Source organism: Halonotius sp. GCM10025705 (assembly GCF_042662885.1).
In the GTDB taxonomy this organism is placed as follows: Archaea; Halobacteriota; Halobacteria; order Halobacteriales; family Haloferacaceae; genus Halonotius; species Halonotius aquaticus.
Genome location: NZ_JBHSZD010000003.1, coordinates 19797 through 44315, shown reverse-complemented (window position 1 = coordinate 44315; position 24519 = coordinate 19797). Strand labels below are relative to the sequence as shown.

16 protein-coding genes and 2 pseudogenes are annotated in these 24519 nt (G+C 52.4%); 7 read left to right on the top strand and 11 right to left on the bottom strand.

Going from position 1 to position 24519, the window contains the following annotated elements:
- Positions 1-24: 24 nt before the first annotated feature.
- The 10 genes from ACFQJB_RS14555 to ACFQJB_RS14510 all read right to left on the bottom strand — a co-directional run bounded on the left by ACFQJB_RS14555 (position 25) and on the right by ACFQJB_RS14510 (position 14742).
- Positions 25-297, bottom strand: coding sequence for a hypothetical protein (locus ACFQJB_RS14555; RefSeq protein WP_379728548.1), 273 nt, complete (start codon positions 295-297; stop codon positions 25-27).
- A gap of 173 nt (positions 298-470) precedes the next feature.
- A complete protein-coding gene (locus tag ACFQJB_RS14550) occupies positions 471-1934 on the bottom strand; it encodes a hypothetical protein (RefSeq protein ID WP_379728546.1) in 1464 nt (487 codons plus the stop codon).
- Positions 1915-3183, bottom strand: coding sequence for a hypothetical protein (locus ACFQJB_RS14545; RefSeq protein WP_379728544.1), 1269 nt, complete (start codon positions 3181-3183; stop codon positions 1915-1917). Before ACFQJB_RS14545 ends, ACFQJB_RS14550 begins: the two co-directional genes overlap by 20 nt.
- Before the next feature lie 134 nt (positions 3184-3317).
- Positions 3318-3653, bottom strand: a complete 336-nt coding sequence (locus tag ACFQJB_RS14540; protein ID WP_379728542.1) for a hypothetical protein — start codon at positions 3651-3653, stop codon at positions 3318-3320.
- Between the two features lie 56 nt (positions 3654-3709).
- Positions 3710-7351 (bottom strand): helicase-related protein, encoded by a 3642-nt coding sequence (locus ACFQJB_RS14535; RefSeq protein WP_379728540.1) that lies wholly within the window; start codon positions 7349-7351, stop codon positions 3710-3712.
- 322 nt (positions 7352-7673) lie between these two features.
- Complete coding sequence (locus tag ACFQJB_RS14530) at positions 7674-8219, bottom strand: hypothetical protein (protein ID WP_379728538.1); 546 nt, start codon at positions 8217-8219, stop codon at positions 7674-7676.
- Between the two features lie 223 nt (positions 8220-8442).
- Entirely contained in the window at positions 8443-10575 is a 2133-nt protein-coding gene (locus ACFQJB_RS14525; RefSeq protein WP_379728536.1) for a DUF1156 domain-containing protein, read from the bottom strand.
- Positions 10568-11209, bottom strand: a complete 642-nt coding sequence (locus ACFQJB_RS14520) for a DUF7680 family protein (protein ID WP_379728534.1) — start codon at positions 11207-11209, stop codon at positions 10568-10570. Before ACFQJB_RS14520 ends, ACFQJB_RS14525 begins: the two co-directional genes overlap by 8 nt.
- Positions 11209-14001 (bottom strand): DUF499 domain-containing protein, encoded by a 2793-nt coding sequence (locus tag ACFQJB_RS14515; RefSeq protein ID WP_379728532.1) that lies wholly within the window; start codon positions 13999-14001, stop codon positions 11209-11211. Before ACFQJB_RS14515 ends, ACFQJB_RS14520 begins: the two co-directional genes overlap by 1 nt.
- A gap of 513 nt (positions 14002-14514) precedes the next feature.
- Complete coding sequence (locus ACFQJB_RS14510) at positions 14515-14742, bottom strand: hypothetical protein (protein WP_379728530.1); 228 nt, start codon at positions 14740-14742, stop codon at positions 14515-14517.
- Positions 14743-14969: 227 nt separating this feature from the next.
- Here ACFQJB_RS14510 and ACFQJB_RS14505 point away from each other — a divergent pair, with 227 nt between their 5' ends.
- The 3 genes from ACFQJB_RS14505 to ACFQJB_RS14495 all read left to right on the top strand — a co-directional run bounded on the left by ACFQJB_RS14505 (position 14970) and on the right by ACFQJB_RS14495 (position 19030).
- Positions 14970-15155 (top strand): hypothetical protein, encoded by a 186-nt coding sequence (locus tag ACFQJB_RS14505; protein ID WP_379728528.1) that lies wholly within the window; start codon positions 14970-14972, stop codon positions 15153-15155.
- Positions 15142-17643: an AAA family ATPase gene (locus ACFQJB_RS14500; protein WP_379728526.1), complete on the top strand. Its 2502-nt coding sequence runs from the start codon at positions 15142-15144 to the stop codon at positions 17641-17643. The genes ACFQJB_RS14505 and ACFQJB_RS14500 overlap by 14 nt, the downstream gene beginning before the upstream one ends.
- A 358-nt stretch (positions 17644-18001) precedes the next feature.
- Entirely contained in the window at positions 18002-19030 is a 1029-nt protein-coding gene (locus ACFQJB_RS14495; RefSeq protein WP_379728524.1) for a Cdc6/Cdc18 family protein, read from the top strand.
- Positions 19031-19161: 131 nt separating this feature from the next.
- Here ACFQJB_RS14495 and ACFQJB_RS14490 read toward each other — a convergent pair whose 3' ends face one another.
- Positions 19162-20811: a DUF4143 domain-containing protein gene (locus ACFQJB_RS14490; protein ID WP_379728522.1), complete on the bottom strand. Its 1650-nt coding sequence runs from the start codon at positions 20809-20811 to the stop codon at positions 19162-19164.
- A gap of 528 nt (positions 20812-21339) precedes the next feature.
- Between ACFQJB_RS14490 and ACFQJB_RS14485 the strand changes: the two genes are divergently transcribed.
- From ACFQJB_RS14485 to ACFQJB_RS14470, 4 genes and pseudogenes are all read left to right on the top strand, one after another.
- Positions 21340-21912, top strand: a complete 573-nt coding sequence (locus ACFQJB_RS14485; RefSeq protein WP_379728520.1) for a hypothetical protein — start codon at positions 21340-21342, stop codon at positions 21910-21912.
- Between the two features lie 364 nt (positions 21913-22276).
- Positions 22277-22759: pseudogene (locus ACFQJB_RS14480) on the top strand (hypothetical protein); the annotation flags it as partial.
- A gap of 2 nt (positions 22760-22761) precedes the next feature.
- Positions 22762-23072, top strand: a pseudogene (locus ACFQJB_RS14475) (hypothetical protein).
- A 163-nt stretch (positions 23073-23235) separates the two neighbouring features.
- On the top strand, positions 23236-24516 hold the full coding sequence (locus tag ACFQJB_RS14470) for a PD-(D/E)XK nuclease family protein (protein WP_379728518.1): 1281 nt from the start codon (positions 23236-23238) through the stop codon (positions 24514-24516).
- Positions 24517-24519: the final 3 nt, after the last annotated feature.

Below are 24519 nucleotides of genomic sequence, written 5' to 3'. Positions count from 1 at the left end.
AATAAATCAGAGAGGACTGAGAAGTCAGCCGACGGTGGCTAGCACCCGGACATCTGCATCCGAGTGTCGTTCACGCTGAGTTCGAGCACCCCGATCTTGCAGGAAGTCCTCGATCTCATCGGCCAGCGTATCGGCGTCCTCTCTATCGACGTGTACGATCAGTGTTGGCCGGTCTGGATCGTTGTTGTCGATGACAATCGATACGTCTTTGAATTCGTCCGGCTGTCTGTACGCCTCGAATTCCTTGGCGACCTGGTCAGCCAGGTCGTCTAATACGTCAATTGGGTTCCCTGTCATAGATCGGATTTTGGGTTTGGAGGGATATGCCATCGTGAACGGGTGAAAAACCGAACTTGGCTTTCAAAATCACCTCCATCTACCAAACTCGAATGGAGCCTTCTCACACCGATGGTTTACCGAAATGAAGACCGATCAACAGAGGGGACAACGGCCAGAATTCTCTCATATCACTACCAATGACACTCACAAAGAACCTCTACTGAAAATACCTGTTCAAGATCTCCTCTAGCTCTGTTGACCTCGATGAGGGTTTTGAAATGTTCGATGACTACGTCCCGGTTGATAACCATCAGACCTGAACGCTCGAGGAGTTTCATCCTATATTCCTCTGGCTGCTGGCCGACTTCCCTGAACACACGACGAAGATGCTCGAACGGCTCGGAGTTATACGTATCTCGATGGAAGAGCGGATAGATAGCGCGATTGAAGCTGGCAGCATTGAGTTTTAACTCGTTCGACACGACGCTTGAGAGATAGGCGGAAAATATCATGATAAGAGCATCTAGCGTCAGGACGATCATGTACATATTTTCCTCGTAATCGTCCTGCATCCGGTCGTAGAACTTGATCTCTTGTTGGCCATCGATATCTAAGACCAAGAAGATATGCCCCACAGAACCGTGCTTGAATGACATTTTCCGAGCTCCCTCCACATAGTCATCGTGCTTCCCACGGACTTTCTCCTGGCCAAAATTCGCATCCTGTCCAGACTTAGTGTCGACTAGACCAAGAATCGGCTCATAGTCAATATGCCCGTAGCTCCCTTCCTCCCAGAGATAGAACACATTATCTGGCAAATTTGCGCCGGAATCAGCTTCTCCCCCACGTTCTGGCTGGGTCGGAAAGAGATGCATAAACACAGCCTCAGCAGTGTTCTCCAGGAGTTCACCGCTCCCGCGACCAATCTCCCCGTTCTCCCGGAGCATTCTAATGTTCGAGAGGATGGAGAGGATGTATTTTGGGTTTGCTTTGACCTGTTTCCGCAGTTCTTCCACGTCCTCTCCGAAGCGCCGCCTCATAACGTTCTCGTCAAGCTGTTCAACTTGTAGAGCGGTGTCGGCGTAGTCGGAAAGGAGTCCGCTCTCATCTATCTTTTTGAAAGGAACAGCTTGCACAAGGTGGCCCGTGGAGAAAAGAAACTGAAGTTCCACGATGTCTGAGATAGTAACTTTCGGCGTGATGAGGATTGATGGGTTTCCCCGCTCGATCGCATCTTCATAGATGTCCTTGACGGTATCCTCGTAGTGACGCGGTGAGTACACGAGGTAAACGAGGAGGTCGCGTGAAGTCTCCCCGATGACGTACCGCGGAAGATTACTATCGTCTGTCGTGATGAGATCGGTTTTTAGTTTGCCAGCGATGTCCTGTAAAATTCGGTGAAATGACGGGAGATATCGGATCCGATCGGACTTCTCGACCGTTCGAAAATGGTTCGAGTGGCATCGAATTTCATAGGTGTCTTCACTCTCGTCAACGATGATTATCCCATTATTACAGGTCGGACACTCAGTCGGCTCAATCAGTCGCTCCTTAACGTAGTCAGTGCCTTCCAGTTGGTCCGGAACCTCTTCACGTCGTACTGGTTGACCGGATTCAATGAATGAGTGGAGTGGGTCAATCAGCGTCTGGGTCATTCATATCACTGAGAAGAATCTCAAGAGCTTCCTTGTTCCCGGCCGTGATTCGCGAGCCACGAAGCGGCTCCCAGTCACCAGCATTCAGTTGCACCAGTTCGTTCTGAATCTTGAAGATCAATTGGATGTTATCCCCTTCTGCCTTCTCCAGGTAGTCTTCAAAGCTGAGTTCTATCCCCTCAATAGTTCCGAATACATCGTTCAGGTCATCTGCGATAATTGTGAATTCATCGGTGCTGGTAGCTTGGTCGTTCGAAATGGAATACCCGACCAGTCTGAATGTCTCAGCCCGCTGTTTGAGATCCTCTTTCGCCTCGTCCGCCTCGTCTATTTCTTCTATCTGTTCAGTCGCAGCCTCCTTCCGCTGTTCCACCGCTTCGTGAACTGTGTCGGCAGTATCTGTCGACTCATCTTCTACCGCGGCCATAGTATCCTGCTGGATTTCTTGCACACCGGGAGCACGCTTCTCCTCAAGTTTGTCAAACAATTCTTCGACTCCGAAAATATCATAAAACAGATCTGAGAGTGTATCTTCCCAGTTATCCGCCGATTTGGAGAACGTGATAACCGTTTTACCATCCTCAGGCTCGACACCTATACTGATGTTTCGCAACGGATAGAACGATGTGCCACCAATAGATGGATTGACTGGAGCGTCTTGATTACCGAGGGACTGTCTGAACTCGAACTCGTTTCTATACTTTCGTCCGTATTCTTGTTGGATATCTATTGCTATGGATGACTCATTTTCGTCGACGGAGATACGGATTGGGTCAAGATTCTGCTCCTCCACGTTGGCCTTTCGGAGAAATTCCCGCACACGTTCTTCTACACCCTCAATATTGAGTTCCTGATCGAGTAAGAACTCGCGTTCGTTCTTGACAGCGAAGAGTTCAGAGCGGATGATCATAGACTGCAACTTGTCGCGATACCCATTCTCATAGAGCACCAGAAGGAGTTCATATCGCCCGTTGACATCCAGTTCCTCTCGGCTTATCCCAAGTGATTTGTTGAGGTACTCCTCGGCATATCGTCGATTCACACCTCGGTCACTCAACCTCTCATAATCCTTGAGGAACTGTTCCACCTGATCTGCGTGTCTATCTGCGAGGATTTCTCTCAACGTCGATCGATTGGCGTCGATCGACTCGTCAGCAAACACTTCATAGAGTCGTTCCAGAAACCATAACGGGCGAGGTTCAAGTTCTGAAACCAGTTCAGGATCAGGATCAAGGGGATCTACTGACACGGATTAATCCTAACAAGACATTCGTATTTCATAAATATATCTGCCTGAGCGGTACACTGGCGAATTTATCGGGGTCATTGACCGTAATCTAGGGGCAGTCGAGACGATTGAATACAACAGTACCGATGTGACGACTACAACATAGTGACACCACTATCGTCGCTATCGCCAGATTCTGTATTCAGAACGAACCCCGTCTGTTGGCCCTCAACGACCCCAATCCAACCGGCATCATGAAGAGCATCAAAGACGTCTGGCCAAGAAGCATGGTGAAGGGACGTTTTTTCTCCCATCCTTTGAGCTAACTCTTCTCTTTCGACAGGTCCATTCTCCCGTAGTTCGATAAAGAGCAGTTTAAGATCCTCAAACAGCTCAATTAGTCCAACAAGACCATCATCGTCTAATTCCTTGGCAAATTCAACGGCTTGTTCATCAATTGAGAAAGTGACCTCCACAGTATCTTCTGTCATACATAATTATTCTCACCTTTACTTATAATAGATATGGCGACCGATTCCAACAACAGTTATGACTGCTTTGTTGACTTATCTCGGTTGTCGAGGAATTGATCACACCACGTCGGAAGGGAATCCATCGATCCATTTTCAGCTACTGTCCCATCGCCTGCAACCCGGGTAAACACGCCGCCCCGCCCCCACGCACACACGACTGGCTCTTGATCTTGATCGGGTCGAGTCACGATCCGCTGTTGAAGCCGTGATGTATCCTCACTCACGTCCTGCAGTATTGAGAGGAGCTGTCCGAGAAGTGGATGACCTGGTGCAAGATGCTGAACTGATGGGAACTCGTCAGCACACACAGCCGAGAACGTCACCGCTACTTCATCAGCACCAGTCGCAATAGCCTGTGCAATCGTCTGTTCCCCATCCCCGGATGGGATCTCAATCGGTGCGTCACCTACTGAGAGGCGGTATGTACTGTCCGCAAAGTCGAAGTCTCCGTCATCGTACTCGAAGTCAATCTCGTGAACTGGGGTAAATTCGACACCGGCCTCGGCAAGAGCGTCGTTATCGACCAATACTGAGTGGAGGCCCGGTGTCTCGAACGGAGGTTGATACTCGTATTCCTTCTCCCCGACATCGATGAGATCCGGGTGAATGTAGGACTGCCACGCATCAAGTTTTGCTTCGTCGACGACATCCTGAGCGACGAGGTCGTCGACATCCTCCAGTGACTCTCCGACATCGACACGGTCGCCCTGATCGCGTTCTTCGAGTTCTTCAGAGAACTCGCGGTCAGCTGATTCGACCGCAGACTGGTCATCAGCGCTGTCCGCGTTCAAGGTCGCATCCCGAATCTGTTGGCTGACGCCAGAGAGTATAGGTTGCATCTCACCGACGACGTTTTCGAAGAGGCCGATCCGGTCGTCAAGGCGATCATAGATGTCCGTCTCAACTGTATCCTCGTAGCTGTAGTTGAGAATACGGATCTCGTCGAATCGTTGGCCGATACGGTCAATCCGACCGATACGCTGTTCAACTCGCATCGGGTTCCACGGCAGGTCGTAGTTGATGAGTGCCCCACACTCCTGGAGGTTTAGGCCCTCACTCGCGGAGTCGGTACAGACGAGGATATCGACCTGCCCATCATCACGTGAGAATTCACGCTTCACGCGCTCCTTGCCGACGTGCTCCCACGTTTCAGAACCGGGGTCGTACAGCTCGCCGCCACGACCGGAGTACGTCGCAATTGTCGCTCCAAGAAGATCCGCGAGACTGTCCCGGATGAAGTCCATTGTGTCCGCATACTGCGTGAAGACAATCACCCGGTTGTGACCAGCCCGATCCAGTTCGTCCAGGTCGTTGTACAGTTGCTGAATCTTCGGGTCTGTATCAACCAAATCTAAGTCATTGACGAACGCTTCCAAGGCCTCGATTTCTTCCTCGATAAGCTGTTTTCCCTCTTCAGTTACGCTCGGGATGAGTTCAGAGAGATCCAGGTCATCGCTACTAGCGTCGAGTTCATCCAGAACATCCCCGTCGTTGAGGTCTGCGTCTTGTAGCGTTTCGAGGACAACCTGCTCCGCATCACCATAGTCTCGGTCACGAGCGCGCTCCCGACCGGCAAGGACGGTTCGTTGCGCTCGGAGTGTCTCAAGCCGGTGTTTCAAACTCTGACTGATCGCATAGACACTCGACGTGAGTCGCTGTCGATACGTGGTCATCACGAACCCGATGGCGCGTGTTTGGGCTTCGTCAGTCTGTTGGGCTCGCTTGTAGAACTCGCGGGTGTACTCGTCGATCTGGTCGTAGACCGCCCGTGCCTCCTCGGTGAGTTCGATTTTCCGTTGTTCGGGATTCCGGTTCGGAACGGTCGTGTCGAGGAGACCGACCGCCTCGTACTTTCGGAGTGTATCCCGCGTATTCCGATGGATGAGCGCGTCGACGGGTGTGGACTCTGCTAAAACATCGCGGATGACGCGCCAACCGCCCGGAGAAAGTTCGTCAAGTGCGTCCTGTCGGTCGCTGCGGGACGCCATCAACCATTCGTCGGCGTCTTCCGGATAGAGGAGTCGTTTGAGTTTCGTATCCTCGCTCGCCTCAAAACGGTCGATCTCGTACTCTGCCATCGCGTCGTCGACGTGGTCAAGATAGCCGTCGTAGGCGTCTCCATAGGCGCGTGCGAGCCGGCAGGCGGTCAGCACACGCTCTTTGGCAATGGCACGGTTCTGTCCGTCCTCATTAATCTCAAGCTCGTCCGCAATGTGCTGGAAGACTTTTGAGGAGAATGGTCGATCCGTCGGGAGCCGGTCTTGGTGTTCCAGTCCATCGAGCGTGGCTTGCGTGTCCCAGGAAGCCTCCGTTTCGTCGGACTCTGAACCAGGATTGTTGAGAACCTCGTTGAGGGCCTGCGAAAGCCCGTCTCTAGTTTCAAAGAACTCCATGAAGGTATCCCGGTTGTCCCAACCACCCGGAAGATCCAGCAACTGCATCAGGTCATAGAGTTCGCCAGCGTGCAATTGCATCGGGGTAGCCGTCAGCAGGTAGTAGGCGTGTGTATAATCGCGAAGCTGTTCGAGAAGAGCGTAGAAATTACTGCCACGCCGGGCGTTGTGCGCCTCGTCGACGATGACGGCGTCCCACACGCCCATCCGGTCTTCCGTATCGTGGTCGCGTCCGCGGCAGCTTGCCGGGATGACGTCCCGAGACCGGTCGGATAACCGGTCTAAGGGAGCGACTTGATCCCACCGGTCGTCGAGACGAGCCGTGTGCCAGGACATAATGACGACCGTTGGCCCATCCAGCGGCGACGATGTATAGTCGTCAGTCGACTGCTGTTCGTAGAGGAACCGCCAGATAGGGCTGTCCGCCCATTCGTGCTCCCCGCTGAGGTCGAGATCTGTTACCGACGGTGGATAGTGGTCGCGGCCGCGGACGTCTCGGAATACGTGATCGCCCGCTGTGTCCCGGTCAAACCGGACGGCGTTGATATTAAACTTTTCCCAGAGCTCTTCCTGCCACTGTCGCTGTAGACTCGCCGGAACTAGCAACAGCCCAGTTTCAAGCTCGCCGGTGAGTCCAAGCCGCGAGAGTGTGAGACCGGCTTCGATCGTCTTCCCGAGTCCCACCTCATCACACAGCAAGAAGCTCTGTGGATACGTATTGACAAGTGTATCTGAGACAACTCGTTGATGCGGCCACGGCGTGATCGTGCTTGCTTCCTCGGCTAGTGCGAGCCCACCGGGCGAGAGCGGTCCATCCTGAATGATGTTCGCTTTGTCGCGCTCCGTCGGCGGAGCTGTACCGTTCGCGATCTGAATCGCTTCCTGGAGATCGCCCTCGGTGTCTGGGGCTTTCCAGTCGATAATGTCTTCTTCGATCGCCTCGGGGAGGTCATACACTTCGACGAAGGGGTGTTCATCACTCCACAGCCGCTCGAAGGTCTCCTCGTCGCCGGCGACGTAGTCCGCCTGTTCAGGAACCCACGACCGATGAACTTTGAACCGCTCGTAGTTGCGAGCCCAGCCGCCGACCGTCTCATTGACGCTGCCCTCGAAGGAAATCGTGTTTCCATCGTTATCGTGGAAGAGTCCAACTTTCGGATGGAAGATCTCCCAGTCGTGAGAGGGAGAGCGGGGATAGGCGACCTTGATGTGGATTCGTTCTTCGCGGAGGAGACGCGCGAGAATACGGAGATTCGCATCCAAGCGTTCGTCATCAAGATCCTCGAGGTTTTCCTCAGGCGGTCGGTGAGCGTCTCTAGAACCGGGCGGTCTGACTCGTAGAGTTCGGTGCCGACGATGAGACGCATTTCACCATCGTTCTCGACGAGGGCGTGAATGCCGTTGGCAGCGGCCGCGAGTGCCGTACTAGAGAAGTAGCCCGCGATCCGGTCGTATTGTTGACTGCTTTTCAGCGCGGGTTCGTAGAAGTCCTTGACAAGATGCGCGCGTCCCTGTTCGGGTTTACTCTCGTAAATGGACTGCCACTCGTGGTCACGTAGATTAGTCATACTGGAGGAGTTTCAGGTTAGGCGTGGTCACCAAGTTCGCTCTGCTCGTGCCTGTCTTCTGAGAGGTTAGTGAAATCGGTGGGGGTGAATTCGAGGCCAAGAGTGTCATGCGCTTTCCCTAATGCGAGGTCGCGGGCCGCTTGCCATTCCGAACTGTTCTGAGGGAGAACTTGTAGAAGAGCTTTCAACGTTGATTTGAAGCCAGCGTCTGTGTCGAAGTTGCGTTCTTTGAGCCAATCGATCGCGACGTCCTCACCCTGTTTCTCGTAGACGTGCATTGCGGCATGAACTGCATCGAGGGCTATCGTGTAGGACAGTGCTTCAGGATCAACGGGCGTCCGGTTAGATCTCTCTTCGGGTGGCAGAGTGATATCTTGGACTCGATCATTGTGAGTTTTCAGCTGAATGTCGCCACGTTTCTTCCCCCAAATTTTCGTAGAGCGTTTAATATCGTCAATGTCGACGCCAATACCGAGCCCCAGTTGATGGCCGTCATCGTAATGGAAGGTATCGGATTCGTGAACCAGCCAAGAGAGGATATACCACTCTGTAATGTCATCCAAGTCGTCTAGTCGCTCGCCTTCCAGATATTCCTCCACGAGGACTCGCGTTACGGCCTCGCGTGCTTCTTCTGAGCTCGTCGTGGAGGAATCTCATTATCTTGGTCGTCGACGACAGGATAGGCATCTGCGTAAACTTGCAGTGTCGGCCCGAACGCAGAAATGATGACGTCTGTTTTCGTCAGAGAGAGGCCAGCATCAAGCAGGTCTCTCGCTGCCTCTTTCGCTACTTCACGGGTCTCAGCACGGACATCGCTCCACAGAGTTGGAACCGTTTCAGATTCCGTCTTACTATCGTGCGGTTTTCTCCCTGTGAGCAGCAGAGTACTGTCAGCTGAACCTCCACCACGGGTGTCATCCGCTGTGGCATCTCGCTAGTGATCGGGTGAGTTGATGTAATAGTGAACCCTGATCGAATCAGCGACTTTGTGAGAGTGTCCCAGGCACTAGACTCCTTGTGAGTGAACATGACAGTCATCACACCACCGGGCTCAAGAACACGGTAGAGTTCCTGGAAAATCTCCGCCATCTTGTTCTCGTAGTCCTCAGCAGCTAATTCAGACTTGGATTTGGAGTCCGTGGCAACTTCCTCGTATTCGGCCACATTAGCAACCGCCTCCTGGCTTTTGTCAGTAAGATCGTCAGAGAATACTTCTGGATGAATATCTTGGAGATACTCTTTGAGCCAAACATAGCTCATATCAGACATTTCAGAATAGATGATGCTGTCGTAGTATGGGGGGTCAATAATAATGGATTGGATAGAATCCGAGTCTATCGGTAGATCTGCCGCGTCCCTCTGTGAGATTTGAACATCATCAGCATCTTCATTTTCCAAATACGTAGCTATCTCTTCGTAAGAGTCTCGAACACGATCGAGATGATCCTGATGGTCTTGGTTGCCCGCAGCAGGATTATTCTCTACGAAAGCCCATTGGAGAGTAAAGTGCTTACCACCTAAAGCATCGCCTAGAAGCCCATTACTTGTGTCTAGCGGTGAAAATCGTGTATTTCTGTCTATGACTTTGCTAGCTACCAAAGCCAGTATTGTGAGTACCGCCTCAGCTTTCTGTTCATCATATTGATTGAGTATCTCCTCCTGACACTGCTTGTATGCTTGGAGATATTCATACTGGGTTACAAGTTGTCTTGGAGTAAAAGCATCTCTCCATTTTGTAACGCCGTAAGGACCTGCTCTATCTTCATCGCCGATATATCGCTTGACGTCAAGGAGTGTACTTAAGTCAAAGTCTGTGTCAATACGATCAGCGGCTTTAGATTGTGCTTCGTAGTCTGCTTGTGTGGGTGCTCGCCAAGCGGTTCCACCGGATGATTTCTCATATTTCACCCCATAGATCTCATATCTGAATTCGGAATCGTGGATTCTGTCTTGTATTGCATCCGATTCCATCACGATTCCACAATTCAGGCACTCAGCACCACTACGAGTATGGGGGCCGTCCTGCGGATTGTACTCAGATTTCTTGACATCGTCCGGTAGCCTAACGACCTCGTACTCAATCTCAGTCCCATCCTCGGATACGGAAGGGCGTGCTGCTACTCCTTTCGAGGAAGATCGTTTCTGTAGCCACCATTTCTTTGCCATAGGTATATCGCAACCACACTCAGGGCAGTCTACTGCATAGGTACAAGCATAATGTGAGGGGGTCTGACGCTCACCCTCACTGGGGAAATAAGGTTCAAGCTCCTCCTCGGCGAGTTCATCAATTCGGTCGCCCCACCGATTGAGTTCGCTCTGGAGAGAACCAACGCTGGGCGCATACTCAAGGAGAACCTTAAGCATCACAGTCGGGACGGGGTTGAGTTCGTTTGCTGCTGTCGGTAGGCCATAGCGCAGAGATTCAAACGGAATAACGCCCCCACCGGCAGTCGGGTCTAAGACAGTAGGTAGCTCCCCGTCCCAATGATCCCGAAGCAACTCGTGGATATCCGCTTTCTCATCTGTTGTAGGTGTCCGAGTGTACGGGCGAGGATATCCGTAGTGGTCTTCTAAGTTTCCATCCCGATCATCTTCAGTACGCTTCTTTTCTGCCACGTATTCCTCAATATCGACATCGATTTCGTCACGAGGCTTGATCTGCATCCAATCCAGCAGAGTATTGGCGTCCACCTCTGGGGGAAGTATAGACGCAAGGATAGCCAGTCTAGAAGCTGGAGTTGGACGACGTGCAAACCACGGGTGAAGATATCGATGAGGCGGCATAAAGTAGGGGTTAGCCTCTTTCAGATTCTCAATGCCAACCGCTTTCAGGGGAAGATTCCCCTCAATTGCGACACGCTTCAGCTCCGAATCGCTATCCTGATTTTTGGGGTATTGACTCATAGCTAGATCACTCAATATGATTCGTCAGCAGCACTCGAAGAGCCTTTTCACCGTTCGGACTCGACGGAGACCGGCACTTTGCGTACCAGTAGTAACACTCCTCATCGCTCATCCGTGCAACGCCTCGCGCCAGCGACCGCATCCGGTCGATACGCTGGATCGGCTTCACGCCACGGAAGGCAACAGCAAGCCGAACCCCTGCCGTCTCGGGTAGGAACACGAATCCAGCACCCCCAGTGAGAACTTCTGATGAATCTCCTGGCGTGCCTTCAATCGCCTCCCGGACGACATCCTGAAGCGCACGTACACGGGTCGGATCAAGCCGTGCGACCTTTGCGCCGGCCCACTCATCCCACGTCCAGCCATCGAGCTTGGAAAGGAGGTCGTCCCCGGCAACGTCCGAGACAAGATCCTCGACTGGTGTGATACTCAACGAACGACCATCCCGCTCCAGACGATCACGGCGGGCTTCAGCCTGTTCGCGAGGGAGTAGTTCGTGGAGCGTCCACTCGCCGCCACCGTCTGTCTCTCGTCGGACGAGCGTGAACGTTGGGCGGCCACCAAACATACTCGTCCCGTAATGAACCAGCCGATCCTCATCCGTTCCCTCGGCCGGAGACGGCCCGAATTCCGATCCGCGACTCGCCATCAGACCGTCACCTCCGAGCTCGCCTGAATCGGGCCACGCCCTTCGACTCGGACGTCTATGTTGCCCGAATCGAGGTCATTATCGAGGGCAGCGAGGAGGTCGTCACTCTCGTCAGTAATTGGTTCGGGCTCGTCAAACTGGAAGCGGAACTGGATGGTCTCTCGATCATCGCCGAACGAGCCAGGCTGGTCGATCACGTCCCGGAATCGGCTCGGTGACCCTGTGAATTCTGCGCTGTACGACCCATCGTCAGTCCGGGTTTCGTACTCCATTCGAACCGTCACCGAGTCTTCGCGGGCTTTGAATCCGGGGCGTTGGCTGACGAACTTGGCCGCCTGGAAGGGATCATCCCCACCGACTTGGATTGTCACTTCTTCTAGCAGCGGCGTCCGGTCAGTCCCGGCCTTCGATTCTGCATCTCGACGGACTTCCGAGAACGCCCGCGAAGCAGACATCATCTTCTTGCTCGCCTCCCAGGATTCCTCGGGCTGGCACTCCTGGCATCGACCTCGTTCGTCCAGCAGCTGCTCGCTAGCGACCTCTTTGCCGCAAGAACTACAGGTCGTATCGGACTGGTGCTCCTCACAGTAGTAGGGTTCGCTGCCTTCTGGGTTTTCAACCTCCGCCCCACACTCGTCACAGGTGGCAACCGTCTGTTCTGGCCTGTCGATTTCGTCGAGGTGGTCGTCGACGAGCACGTCGATCTCTCGGTAAACGACGAAAGGCCCATCATCCTTCTTACTAGGAATTTGGACATCGCTGTCCCGAATTGGGGTCTCAACATCGGGGGATTCCGCGAACGGTTCCGGGTGTGGCCACGTCGACGGCTCTGTCGTCCCGGCCCAGAACGCCGTCCCAGACTCGCCATCCCAATATGCGTACCCGTGGTCGCTAACGAGAGAGGAGACAGTCTCTCGAATCGGTTTCGTGCTGAAGAGGTAGTCCAACCCCGGCTTCTTCGCGTATTGGTTGACCAACGCTTCGGTGGACATAGCGTCTTGAGTCTGCTGCCAGAGTTTCTGTTGGACGTGAGCAGACCCACGAGCACCGGCGTCCCGTTTCACAATCTTATCCTCGAGCGTTGTCTGGACAGCGTCGACCAGTGTCGTCCCGCCGTTGGATTCGGTCGCACCGATGGTGATGTGCGTAAGCCCGTCCCGGTCAGGGTAGTAGAGGTGCCGGTAGACATTCCGAACGAGTTCACCGAGCATCAGCTGTGCCTCGTCGCTCCGTTCTCGGAGCTCCTCGATTTGCTCTGAGGAGAGGTCAGCTTTCTGCTCAGGGCTATCAAGCAGGGCCTCTATGGCTTCGAGACGACGAGCCTCGTCAATGGCCGCTTCCATTCGATCAGCGTCAGGAGCGAGGAACAGAGCGTAGTTCTTGTAGATTCGCGTCTCGGTCTCTCCCTCGTGTTTTGCGGCTTGCTGCTCATAGAGCTGAGTCACCCGGTTTGGTGGCGTATCGCCGCCGTCTTCGACAGCAGCGGTGTCTGGGTGCATCATCGCGAGCTTCGGCGTATCCGGGGTATCCGGTAAGTCTGCCGGCGATTCAGGGAACTCCACCGGTTGGAAGCCACCATCGCCAATTTCCTTCGAAGTGAGACGGTTCTCGAAACGTGAATGAGCACTCGCTTCAGGGGTAGACTCAATCCGCTGGTCGATTATCCGGATCAGGTTTGGTTCTTGCTTGAACCGGAGCCGCTCTTCCTCATAGAGGAAGTAACACGCGACGTCCATATCGTCGCCCCGAAGTGCGGATAGTGCTGCATCGTAGTCGTCAAAATTCAGATCGGGATGGCCGATAGCGAGGTTCAGATCGGCGTGAGTTAGACCAGCGGCCTGTTCACCGTATGCGAGGCTGTGCCAGAGAACTGTCGTTGTCAGATGGCTCCCGAGAGGCGGGAGACCGTTTTCGGTCCATTTTCGATCTTCAAGTTGGGCGTGCGCGGTACCATCGTCGTCGTAGATGTCGGCGGTCACTGCAGGACCGAGATCGACGAAGTCGAACAGGCGCTCACGAAGTATTGTCTGAATCCCACCACCAGGATCGTCGTCGGCGACTGTGAGGTCATAAATCCGAATCCAATGGCGGTCGTAACTGTCGGGCTGGTGATTCCAGAGATAGTAGACGGCACGAGCAAGTAAGCGGAGGGCATCGCGCGTGCGCTGGAATCGGGGGATTGTATCGATCTTGTCCGTGAGAGCGTCGATTAGGGAGGGATGGAAGGGATATTCGCGTGCGAGAACATCCACGTAGCCAGCGTCGGTGGCTTCCTGTGGGTACTGCCGGTCTTCCTGGTCATAGAATTGGAAGTATGAGTCTGCGGCTTCACGCGCGGTATTTTCTGGGACTTCCGAAAAGAGGCGGTGCTGGAGAACCTGCCCAATCTCGTTTTCGTCGGTCGGCGTGACTGTCTTGTGCTGCCGCCGGCCAATCTCATTGACCTCCTCAATGTGATCACGGACGCCATCACGAACCCGGTCAGCCTGCTCACCGAATGCCGTATCCGCGATGGAGTAGACAACCGTGACGTGTTCCGATTCGGCAGCTGCTTCGAGGAGTGCCATCACGAACGAAAGCGTCTGATCGGCGAGTGTCTTGTCGCCGACAGGCGTGCCCGCGGCCTTGTTCATGTAGTCGGCGATTTCGTCAATCAGGATGAGAGCAGGCTGGTCGTACTGAGCGAAAAGTTTCGATAGCGTTCCCTCACCGGGTGCGTCCCGGTCTTGGTCGTAGTCCTTGAGGTACTCGTAGCCATCGAGGCCGTAGAGCTGGTACGCGAGTTCCCCCACATCGTCCGAGTGTTCGGAGCATCCGGATCATCGTCGGCATGGCGGGCATCCTTACTATCAGCCTTCGTTCCGATGAAGACTCCCGTCGCAATATCGAGGCCCTCTGCCACCGCATCTTGATAGTCGGCCGCAAGCTCATCGTCGCCGTCCAGCAGGTAGTGCGAGAGGTCGTCAATATCTACGGGGTTCTCAGCAAGATGGTAGGAGGCGATAAGATCGTGAGTTTTCCCACCACCGAACCGTGTGTCGAGACAGAGAATGCTGGAAGTATACGATCCAGGATCGTACTTTGTCGTCGCTAAGAAACGCCCTGTGAGATTGGAGAGCAGCGTCCGGAGACCCTCCGTGGGATAGGTCATATCGTAGAAAGAGTCGGGGTCTCGATAGACTGGTGCTGCCTTCTCAGGGTTGTGGACGACAGTCGAGAGTTTTGCAGCGAACTGTTCCTCCTGGAGCGAGCCGTCTAAGACGTCGTCTCGTGGTTGACAGCTTTCGAAGAGAGAGGGGTACTCACTACTCATCGATTTCCTCCGTGGGTGAGGAATCAACTTCTGGTTTGGACACGATTACGAATTCACACTCCGTGCTGTTCTCGATGATCGCCTTGGCGATTCCCTTTGACTCGGCAACATCAACCTTGATTGTGTCCCCAACCTCTGCATCAAATTGGTCGAGTTCAGGGCCCGACAGATTCACCCGGCCCGATTGACCGGTGTTCTGTCCAATTGTCTTCTGAGTCATTTTGATACTCACATCACCTGACGGGAATGTTATAACCTTTACTTAGTCTAAAGCGAGTGATGGCCCAATTTTTAATTCACCATCCTACAGAGATAGTTCTCGATTAACTCTATCAGTTTGTAGATGTAGTCATTGGTGATGATTGACCCACTATTGAGACCCTCGAACAACCCCATTATAGCTGGGTTGGAAAAGGAATATACCCTTAGCAATCACCAAGTGAATCTATGACGAAAGAACTCAATAGCCTACATAGGGAGATTCTCTCGGAGTTCAAGCGGCGAATTGAGAACGATGAGGATATTCCAGATGACGTTATCGCTGCTCTACAAGACGAAGACGACCTGGGACTAGAATCGGTCGATATCGTAAAATCCGCAGTAAGTAAGGGAATTACTGATGAGACTGAGTAATCTTAAGATCAGAGAATTTCGGGGTATCAGATGCCTTGATATCAATTTTTCCTCCGACGGAATTCTCATCTATGGACCGAATGGAGTCGGTAAGAGTAGTATCATTCAGGCAATTGAGTTCCTACTCACAGGAGAAGTATCGAACGTTACGGGCACCGGAACTGGCCACAAGTCACCAACTGATGACATTCACCATCGAGAAGCTAGTCCAGAAGAGTGTGAAGTAACCGCTACCTTTGAAACAGAAGATATCGAAGTTTGTGTCCAGCGATGTCTTGAAGACGGTGAACTCACCCTTGTATCCAGAAGTGACGAGAAAGACGACGAAGGACTCCCCCAATCTATTCGAACTCTTCAGGCAGCGACGAAAAGCAGACTGAATTTCCTGACTCGTGAGGACTTGCTAAGATTCGTCGATGCTCCAGACAGCAAGCGAGGAGAGGCATTAAACGAGATGCTCCGGCTGGACAGGATTGATCAGTACCGGAAAACGCTCCAACGGGCCGAAGGAGACTTCGAAAGCCAACGGAGTCAGACTGAAGAGGAAATGGACGAGGCGCGTAGAGAATTTTATGACGAATTAGAAACGGGAGCAGAGGAAATTCTCGGCAAAGGGTCTCCTGCCGTGGCTTCCGACACGACTGCGCTTGAGGTGGTAAACGCACTTCGAGCCGAGTACGACGCAGATCCAATAGATGATCTTGGGACGATAGAGTTCACCGGCGGAATCACCGAACCGAGCCAACCCTCCGTTCATCCACTTGCCCGCACCAAGACCGTCGACAGACTCGGTGACGTCGCTTCAGGCGTAGACGATCTCCGAGAGGATATAATAGAACCTTTCGTAGATTTGACAGGCACAATTGAGAAGCTGGATTCCCGCCCAAAACTGAGACGGGATATCCAGGCACAAAGCCTGATTCAGCAGGGACAGAAGCTCGTTGATGACGATACCAACCAGTGTCCACTCTGCTTGGATGACTGGGGCGACCGCGACTTGGCAGGGTTACTAGATGATCGGCGTGAAAATGTTACCGAGGCTGAGCATCTGCGAAACCATATTAGCGAACGGATTGACGATCTACAGAGTGCCTTTCGTGATCTGGAGCGGCCTCTGGAGTCGCTGATCGAAGATCTTGAACACGAGATTCCAGAAGATTACGAACCCCTCATATCAGAACGGGAACACCTGGTAGAATTCAGCGAACAGCTGGCAGAGACACGGAATGAACTCACCTCAGGAGATCTCCTTGATATTCCCCACATAGAAGCGGATTCTACGGAACTCGAAGCTTCGTTGATTCCAGCAGGCATCAACGAGACGCTCAATCATCTCCAGAGGATTGCCGAGAAAGTTGAAGAACCCGATAATCGGATGGCCGCCTATAGAACGCTTGCAGTAGCGACCGAACGCTACGAAAAATACAGACAGACTGCAGAAACTCTTGATGAAAAAGAGCACCTTCATAGGATCGCCGAAACGGTTTTTACAGAGTTTCAGAGTGTCCGACAGCAGCTTATGGACGACACGCTGTCTGAAATATACAATGAGTTCGTATCTCTCCTCGATACTTTCTCCAGTGAGTTGATGGTAGATCCGGATGACGGGACGTTTCAATCAACAGATGCCGGAGTCGAGTTCCGGGTTCCGTTCCACGACGGCGAGACACATCGTCCGAACCTGCTGTTCAGCGAGGGTCAGCAGGACATCATTGGGTTAGCACTGTTTCTTTCAATGACCCGTGCTGTCACCCCGGAGTCGGTCGATCTTGTGCTACTGGATGACGTTCTTTCTTCCGTTGATGCCGATCATCGAGCAAACGTGGCCAGCATTCTAAATTCTGAATACGGGGACGAGTTTCAGTTCCTATTCACAACTCACGATTTGGTCTGGAGCCGCCATCTCCGACGCAGCGATCACATCGACAGTGAGGAAAACGTAGTTCATTTGAGTAGCTGGAGCTACCACGCTGGCGTACACCAGCACATCGATATCACCCAGCCTCGTGAAAATATCGAATACCATCTCAAGAATAATGATCTAACGGCAGCAGCAGCTTGGGCACGGAAGATGTCCGAATACTATGTTGCGAGAGGATGCGAGAATTTCAATGTAGAAGTTAGATTCGACAAGATACGAAATCTTTCGCTAAGTGACTATCTTAATTCGCTAATGCCTGTGCTTTCCGATCGACTAAGAGAAGGGGAAACAGACGACGAGACTACACTAAATGATGGAGAAGTTGATGACTTGCTCGATACTATCGGCGACATGCAGATGTTTATCGATCAGAATCTCTGGGGTATGAATAAGAATGTCCACTATTCTGAGCCTGAGGCTGCGTCATTCACTAAAGGTGAGCTCCAGTCAAACATAGAGGCTTTCGAGGAAATCTTCGAAGTAATTCACTGTGATGACTGCGAATCCTGGCGAAGTGAGAGTGATACAGGAATTGAATGCGATTGTTCGATATTATTGAAAACGTAACTACCAGACATCCAACGAGAATAACCTGCTCTGTTGAATAGCGGTGCTCCGAGAGAGGGGCGGAAATTGAGAAGACTTCTGAGCGGTTGATGGTCGCAACCTCAAAACCGGCACCGCTTCAACAACGCTCAGAGGACGCTATTCAACACAGCAGAATAACCCTATCGCATAGGATGACCGTTAATTCCGACTGAAATGGAATGTGAGATCAGATGATCCCGGAAACCACAGGCTCCGATTGGTCAAACCAACACACAGCGTACGGATATTGCCTCTCGATTTACTGCTCAGGCTGCTTTCCGGAAACAACCCAATCAGGCTTTTATAATCTGACCTAAAACCAGTTTACCAGATATAGATGATCCGCGATGCTCGCGTCCTCCGTGCCGGGTTTGTACCTAAAGAAATTGAGCATCGCGATGCCGAAGTTAACCACCTCTCCACCGTCCTCGAACCAATCACGTACGGTGAACCCGCCGACACCGCCATCGTCACCGGCCCCAGCGGTGTCGGTAAGACCTGCATCTCGCAGTTTGTCACCGAACGTCTACGTGAGGAGGTTCTCGATGTCGAGACCACCTATGTAAACTGCTGGCGGAACTATACCCGATTCCGCACGCTCTATCAAATCCTCGAAGACATCGGCGCGACGATTGACATCCACAGGCAGTCGACACCACATGACGAACTCGTCGACCGTCTCCAGCAGCATGATGACCAACGAACCGTCGTCATCCTCGATGAGGTGGATCAGCTCGAAGATCCGAGCCTCATTTACGACCTCCACAGCCTCCCACAGTTCGCGATCATCTGCATCGCGAATAAGGAAGAGGAACTGTTCGGCAGGATCGATGACCGGCTCGTGAGTCGGCTGCGCTCCAGCGAGCACGTTCGAATGGACAAATACCGCGACAAACAAATATACGACATCCTGAGTGCTCGCTCGAAGTGGGGTCTCGACGAGAACGTCATCACCGACGATCAGCTCTACCAAATCGCCGACGCGGCCGCCGGTGACGCCAGACTGGCAATTGGCATTCTTCGGACGGCAGCCAGCACGGCCGACCGCAAGAACCTCACCCGGATTACTGACGAGATTCTGCACGACGCCGCCGAGGACGCTCGGGCTCAGATCAGACAAAAAAGTCTCGATACGCTCACGCCACACCAGCGGATCGTCTATGAGATTGTACGTGACCACGGCCCGGTAGGGCCGAGCGAAATCCACGACCGCTACACCGAGGAAGTCGACGAACCTCGAACCAAGCGGACAATACGGACATATCTCTCAAAGATGAGCCAATACAACTTAGTTAAGTCCGAGGGGACGAGCCGAGACCGGCAATACGCACTATTAACCGAGACAACGCAGTCACCGGCAAAGTGAGTATAACTTGTGTCGGGAGCAAGGAAGCACGGTTTTAACCTACAAACTCGCGTGAAGAGTTCGTAATTGTTGGTTAAAATATCCCATCGTGGAGAACATCGATTATCGCTAGACAATAAGAATCGTATCAATCAGGAAATGAGCAAGAAGAGCCAGTATGGGAGATAATGAACGGTTTCGCCGTTGAATTCGCCACTGAAGGTCTCCCTGGACTTGAGTTCTCGTGGGAAACTATCTGTGAGAACAAACCGAGTCGGACAGTCATAGTCGAGATCAACAGCATCACCTGTTGTGTCGGAATGATTCCCATCTGAAGGGTCGAATTCGACTACCGCATGTTCGGCTTCAGCGGTGTATGGATGATACGATAGTGCGAACGGAACTACAAGCCCATCACCTTCCAAAATGTAGTCTACAACGCCGCTTTCAGTTGTCTCATACTCAACAGATCCTGATTCAGTGGGACCATCTGGCATCCGCCAAGCAAGCCGGCGAGCATGATCGTAGAGAACTGACTTGGCCAGCTTATGCTGGAACTCATGATTAAGCTGCGCAGGAGAGCCGAAGGTTTCATATCCAAAATGCTCCTGTTTCTGTGATAACGTTACTAAATGTCTAGGATTCCGAAGATACAATCTTGTTCTCCGGTGTTGACGTATCGAATACTCGTTGGCCTCTGAGACCGCTTTTCCGGCTTCTAGTGTCTGCAAATATGAATCGATTGTCCGCCGATCAACGCCGATCTGATCTGCAATTTCAGTATATTGGAGCTCTTCACCGGCTTCTGTCGCAGCAATTGAGCTCAACCGATGCAGATTTGCTGGCTCTTGTACCCGCTCAATATGGGCGAGTTCCTTATACAGATATAGTAAGAACCGCGATTTGACCAGCTCATTCCGAACGATGGTATCGGGGGTTCGATATAGAATACCACCGTGTCGTAAGTAGACCTCTGCCGCTTGATGCAGTGTCTGTCGCTCCGATTCAGTGAGTTCGTCGAAATAGAGTTGTTCAAGGGACTCAAGGAATCCGTCCATCTCACGATTTTTCAAATGTGTTTTAGCCTGTTTGATCAGCGGTGGCGTATCGGTATCTATTCGTGTTTGATATCCCCGAACCCTCTCGCTTAGATTCGTATCAATGCTTAACGAAATGTCTGCGATTTTGTCAAAGGTTCTCTTTTTTATCGTATCGATAAACTTCATCGTCAGCATTGGGAAAACCTTGTTTCTAACATCAATGCCGTCAGGAGACAGATTGCTGTCAAAATCTACTTGTGATTTAGTGTGGCCAGCAACGAGCACGACAGATCCGGGCTCGAAAATCTCTAAAAATTGTTCTTCCAAATTTTCATCTAAGCGTAGAGCACCAATATCGTCGAGGAAGATGAATCGTTGTTCAGTAGGATTAGCAATATGCGATCTGAAATAATCAAGCACATTAGATAGCGCAAGGATTGCATCTTGTGGCGAGTCGAGATTATACAAGGACTCTTCTAATGGAATATAGAGGATCTGACTCGGAGATACCGACTGAACCAAATCCTCCGATCGACTCTCTGGATCCCACTCGAACTGAGTTGACTCGATCAAGCCCGCGATAAATTGTTGTATCAACGTCGTTTTGCCGATACCAGTCTGACCATAGATCGCATGTATATTTGCCTCGGTGGTGGCTGCTGATTCCTCGAAATCATTGAGTAGCCTGAAGAAATCTGATCGCGGCGAGTACTTCGTTACTTCATCAAAATCAGCGGAGGCCAAGGTCGATTTGACCACCATGGATTGTGATGTTCTGCATCGGAGATATAATCCTCAGCACTGCCAGCGGTCCCAAGCATAAACTCATACAAACACGCTGTAGCAATAAAATTTTACATCGAAATGTACTCTCTTTCGGATATAACGTTCCTTCGCATACAGATAGTATTATTCGATATAAATACTGTTATAAGAACTCTACCGCACTCATAGACGAGTACAATATTGAATTATATATCTTCATCGCAAATCCATATTTCAGAGATTTATTGAATTTACAATGGTGTCTTCCCTAGTTATAAGTACGACCATAACATACGTGCCAGTAACCACTGACAGAAACTCAGTCGATTCAAAATGTCGCAACGAAGGAAGCCGTCCACGAATTGCGTGGAAACCTGGAGTGGACGGCTCTCGACCGTTGTTCGCCCCGACAAACATCCCAACCAGTCACCCATGAGTGGGATCCTGGGAGGTGGGGCTTAGCTTCCCCTATGAACACTCTAGATAAGTGTTTTTCCCTTCCTTCTAGGTGACTGGTAGATATGTATGAGTACTGCTACAAATCCAGCCGACTCAGGTCGCACCCCATGGGAGAACCTCTCCCATCATCGACAGCGACTGCTCAAAGCGATTGCCGAAGTCCATGGCCGAGGCAAATTCGAACGGCCTGATCTGCAGGCTGATATCGAAGCCTCGTCAACAGTAAGCGACATCGTCGATTCTCAAGCAAAGGTCGTGAAATCATTGAATTCCACGACACTACTTAACGGCCTTGTTCGAGACGGTTATCTCGACAAGACTCACCAAGGTGGTGAGAGTCCGATCGTACTCTACTTGGAGTATGATGACAGCCATGACAATTACGAAGTTGCCCCGTTCGGCAACCTTAGCAAATTCCATGATCTGGTATTCCAGATCTTGGACTCGCATGACCTCTCTGAGACAGCTTTAGGCGAGGTCGATATGACGGATTTCAATGCCGTCGTTGATGCTGTCAACCGTGCTGTAGGTCACACAGTACTGGTTATCGTCTCCGAAACGAGCGAGTACAAATGGACCGACGATGAAGCCTACGAAACGGCATTCGAACATGCGACCGCCGTCCGAGAGGACAACTGAAACATGAAGCATCGCACACTAACCAATTGTCACTACCAAACGGAGGTGAACTATGCATAAACGACATGCTCAATCCCAGACAGAGATTGACTTCCTACCACCATTCGGTGAGCCGGAAGTCGTGACGACGGGTAACGCAGCCGGCGATATCGCGATAGCTGGTACGGTTGCTGCCGTCGGCTTAGCTGCACTGGCAAACAACTAAACTTAAACTAACCACACACCGGTACAGTACCGTGTGTGGTATTCATAACTAAGAATCGCTGCACCGTTAATGGCTCTATCATTCACAATCAGTAAATCGTGACGAATTAACCAACGATATATTCGGATACTAATTTTGTTGGTTAATCAGATTGGTATACCCGCTCTCATCGTCGCACCGGCCGTCTACGCCCAAGAACGAGCCGACGATACCCTCAGCGAGACTCACGCTGAAATCCTGCAGGCCCGAACGCTTGCCCGGCTGGCAACCTACGCCGATGAATACGATATCCCATTGCTCGTTACAAGAAACGAACGAAACGAATTCACCGAGCCAATTGCGACGGCTGCCGACCACCACATTGAGTGTGAGCAAACCCGGATGGGGATCACGGATCGTCGGCGAGGACTTTGAAACACTCGTCTATTCCGTTGACGACGGCGCGTATTACCAGACGACGTTCGCTTACTGGCGACAGCTGCTCTCAGCGCGTGCCACGCAGGTTGGAGTGGAACCAACACATCGTCAACGCCAACCCCAGAGGGCGTCGGGACAGGCATCACAGTTGACGATGAAAAGGTAGCAGCCACCGCAGATGCGCTGCTCGATGCGTGGATGGCCACCGGTGAAGGAGGCCGATAGCGATGGGACGCACGAATCCGACATATTGAGATGCACCCCGAGGATCGAAGAGCGGTGGGCAGGGTTCCGCCGGGCACTCCGCCGGCGAGATCAACCACGATTCGACCGGCTGTTCGAGTACGCCCAGGAGCACGCTGATGCAAGCAGGCTGTTGAACCACCAGAATCCGCTCCTGTCGGCCTTGTTCAGCATTTGCCTCGAGCAGGAGAGCCGGCTCGATTACCACGAACACCGATTGGATATAGAACAGGCGTTAGCACACGAGGACGCGCTAGAATCTGGAGATGAAACTATGGAGAGTGAGACTCGATGATACTTCCACTGCGGTAGGCGGACGCTTATAAGCGAAGCCACGGATGAATGCCACAATGGCTACCCCACCGGACGCTTCCACCGATATTCTCAAACCCGCAGAGATTGGCGAATATCTTTCGCTCGGTCAGTGTAGCCGATTTTTTAAACACCGGATCGACGATGTGAGTAAATCGGAGCATCACGACGGCGACGAGTATGACGAGGCGTTCACCCCGCTCAATCTGTTACTCTCTGAGGCTGGCGAGCAGTTCGAGCAGGGTGTCAAGAGCCGCTACGAGCGTCAGGTTGACGACGTGGTCGACCTCACGAATGATGACGAGGGCGACGAGTTTGACCCCGACCACGGGACGGTTCTTGAGACGATTACAGCCGCTCTCGCCCAGCCAGCCGAGACGGGATTCACCGTTCTGTTTCAGCCCACACTGAAAGGTGAGGTTGCGGCCTACAATATTGCCGGCCATGCGGATTTCGTGATCGTGTGGCCGACTGAGTCAGGGGCTGGCGTTCGCGTCATCGACGCCAAATCTACGGCCGAACAAAAGAGCTACCAGCAGATTCAGGCCGCGATCTATACCCGATTAATTGAGCAGGCAGTAGAAACGAGTGCTAATATAGACAGCCAAGCTGTCACCTACTCCGCCGGTGTTGTGACCCGTGAGACGGAGTGGGAATCCGAATTTGATATTTCGAATCACCCCTCATTCGACTACCGTTCCCGGATTGCCGACGTAACCCGGATGCTACAGGCCGACGGTGAGATCGCCTCGACGAGCGAGCACGACCTTTCCGACGCCCCGCACGCCATCACCGACAAATGCAGCCAGTGTCCCTACACAGAGTCGTGTACGACCGAGGCGTTCGAGCAGTCCCACGTTCGATTACTTGGCTTGAGCGAATCCGAGCAGAAGGTTCTCGTCGAGAACGGCATTACGACTATCGACGAACTGGCCGACCTGTGTACTGCCCCGAATGATGATGAGTGGGATCCAACAACGCAGAAACGAGCCGGGTTCGTGTCGAAGGATTCGCTGTACTACGATCTGAAAGCCGATACGACAATCGGCGACAGCTTACCAAATCTCGTGTATCAGGCCGAGGCGATTCGCCGACAGCTATCCGACCCTGACGACTATCAGAATGGCTTGTGGATACCCGGAACCGGTAAGTTCCAACTCCCCGAGGACGATCCATTCGACCCCACAGAGGTCGAGTTCGCTCCCAACTCGATGATTCGGGTCTATCTGAATGTACAGCACGACCACCTTCGGGACCGACTTGTCCAGTTGAGTGCGCGAGTATCGGTTAGCGACCCGGATATTGATTCCATCCGTATATCGAAGCAGCGGAGAACGACCAGTCGGGTGATGAGCAGATCGGGTTTGACTCAGCGGCTGCCGATCACAGCGAGCAGTCGTTGCTTACGAGATTCGTGTCCGATCTAAATA

Excerpts from the sequence above, each read along its gene's own strand:
- ACFQJB_RS14510 (WP_379728530.1), bottom strand. The coding sequence starts at position 14,742 with ATGACTCAGAAGACAATTGGACAGAACACCGGTCAATCGGGCCGGGTG.
- ACFQJB_RS14520 (WP_379728534.1), bottom strand. The coding sequence starts at position 11,209 with ATGGCGAGTCGCGGATCGGAATTCGGGCCGTCTCCGGCCGAGGGAACG.
- ACFQJB_RS14495 (WP_379728524.1), top strand. The coding sequence starts at position 18,002 with ATGATCCGCGATGCTCGCGTCCTCCGTGCCGGGTTTGTACCTAAAGAA.
- ACFQJB_RS14505 (WP_379728528.1), top strand. The coding sequence starts at position 14,970 with ATGACGAAAGAACTCAATAGCCTACATAGGGAGATTCTCTCGGAGTTC.
- ACFQJB_RS14485 (WP_379728520.1), top strand. The coding sequence starts at position 21,340 with ATGAGTACTGCTACAAATCCAGCCGACTCAGGTCGCACCCCATGGGAG.
- ACFQJB_RS14540 (WP_379728542.1), bottom strand. The coding sequence starts at position 3,653 with ATGACAGAAGATACTGTGGAGGTCACTTTCTCAATTGATGAACAAGCC.
- ACFQJB_RS14555 (WP_379728548.1), bottom strand. The coding sequence starts at position 297 with ATGACAGGGAACCCAATTGACGTATTAGACGACCTGGCTGACCAGGTC.
- ACFQJB_RS14500 (WP_379728526.1), top strand. The coding sequence starts at position 15,142 with ATGAGACTGAGTAATCTTAAGATCAGAGAATTTCGGGGTATCAGATGC.
- ACFQJB_RS14550 (WP_379728546.1), bottom strand. The coding sequence starts at position 1,934 with ATGACCCAGACGCTGATTGACCCACTCCACTCATTCATTGAATCCGGT.
- ACFQJB_RS14490 (WP_379728522.1), bottom strand. The coding sequence starts at position 20,811 with ATGGTGGTCAAATCGACCTTGGCCTCCGCTGATTTTGATGAAGTAACG.